1 protein-coding gene is annotated in these 1,340 nt (G+C 61.5%); it reads right to left on the reverse strand.

The genetic code is table 11. From position 1 onward, the window contains the following. The coding region (locus Q4P78_RS08835; protein WP_303340007.1) for a metallophosphoesterase at nucleotides 1-1,125 on the reverse strand (1,125 nt) is incomplete at its 3' end. Nucleotides 1,126-1,340: the final 215 nt, after the last annotated feature.

Raw genomic sequence — 1,340 nt, forward strand, 5'->3', positions numbered from 1 at the left:
TACGTCAATTTGCGGCCAAGCCCCCAGACGGTAGGGTACGCTGCCGCCGATACCAGTAGAGACATAGAGCGGATGCTGCTGTGCACCGATATAGAGGCCACCCCATTCGGGCATAAAGAGGGCAGCGGGAGAGAAGCCCCCTAGGCGCAGCTGCATGGCGTGGGTATGGCCCGAGAGGGTGAGGGCTATGTTGGTGTGCTGCACCTGCGTGTGCCAGTGCCAAGGGTCGTGAGAGAGGAGGATACGGCAGCGAGCGGCGGGGAGGCCCCGGAGGGCTTTGGCCAGGTCGCCGTGGGAGGTGAGGGGCTGCTTGCCGATATTCTCTACGCCGACGAGGGCCAGCGTGTCCGTTCCGCGCAGGCGCAGGGTGTGGCTGTCGCGCAATACTTCCCAGCCCATTGATTGCTCCATCCGAACCAGTCGGTCGGTGAGTGCCTGCTGCTCAGCCGGTGTGAGGCCGGGAGAGTAGGTGGAGTAGTCGTGATTGCCCAGAATGGCGACCACCCCGTCGGGAGCCTGGAGGCGGCTGAGCACCGAGAGGTAGGGGGTGAGCTCGTCGGGGTGCAGGTTGACCAAGTCGCCGGTGAAGGCGATGAGGTCAGGATGTTGGGCGGTGACGCTGTCGACGATTTGGCTCACAAAGGTGGTGTCGCCTAGATAGGTGCCGAGGTGGAGGTCAGAGAGCTGCACGATGCGGTACCCCTCAAAGGCCGGAGGAAGCGTGGGGAGTGTGATGCGTTCGCGGTGTACCACGAGGCGCTTCATTCCGCCAAAGGAAGCGTAGAGTTGTACCGCCGCTACGATGAGACCGACGAGGCAAGAGACGGTGAGCACGTGGCGACGCAGCCCCGGTCGGTGGCGCGCCATGAGGCGCAGCGGGGCATCAATGAGAATGAAGACTATCTTGGGGAAGGTGACGCACAGCACGGCAAAAAAGGCAAACCATAGCAGCGGCCCCGTGAGTATGCCGGCGGCAGCCAGCCCTAAGCTGCCCAGCGTGAGCAGAGTAGGGAGAAAGAGCGGGAGACTGCGCCAGCGCCCCGTGTGGCGACGGGTGATGAAGCGCCATAGGTAGAGGTCGGGCAGGAGAGTGAGTAAAATGAGCAGAAAAGAAAAGCGCAACATGCGGGAGAGAATCAGTTGGAGTGGAGATGGGTAAATAAAAAGCCGGCTCCAATCGAAGCGTCCGGCCTACCCAAGGAGGGTGGGTAGGGAAAAGAGGCTTACGGTTGGAGCCGGCAGTAAGGGGAGGTACAAGGAGTGCCTAAAAAAATGCAGGGCACTGTCCAAAGGGTATGCCGGCTATTGGTCTTCTTGTTTTTGCTGCTCGGCCTGCTGCT

It is taken from the genome of Rothia sp. (in: high G+C Gram-positive bacteria) (assembly GCF_030540545.1).
GTDB lineage: Bacteria > Actinomycetota > Actinomycetes > Actinomycetales > Micrococcaceae > Rothia.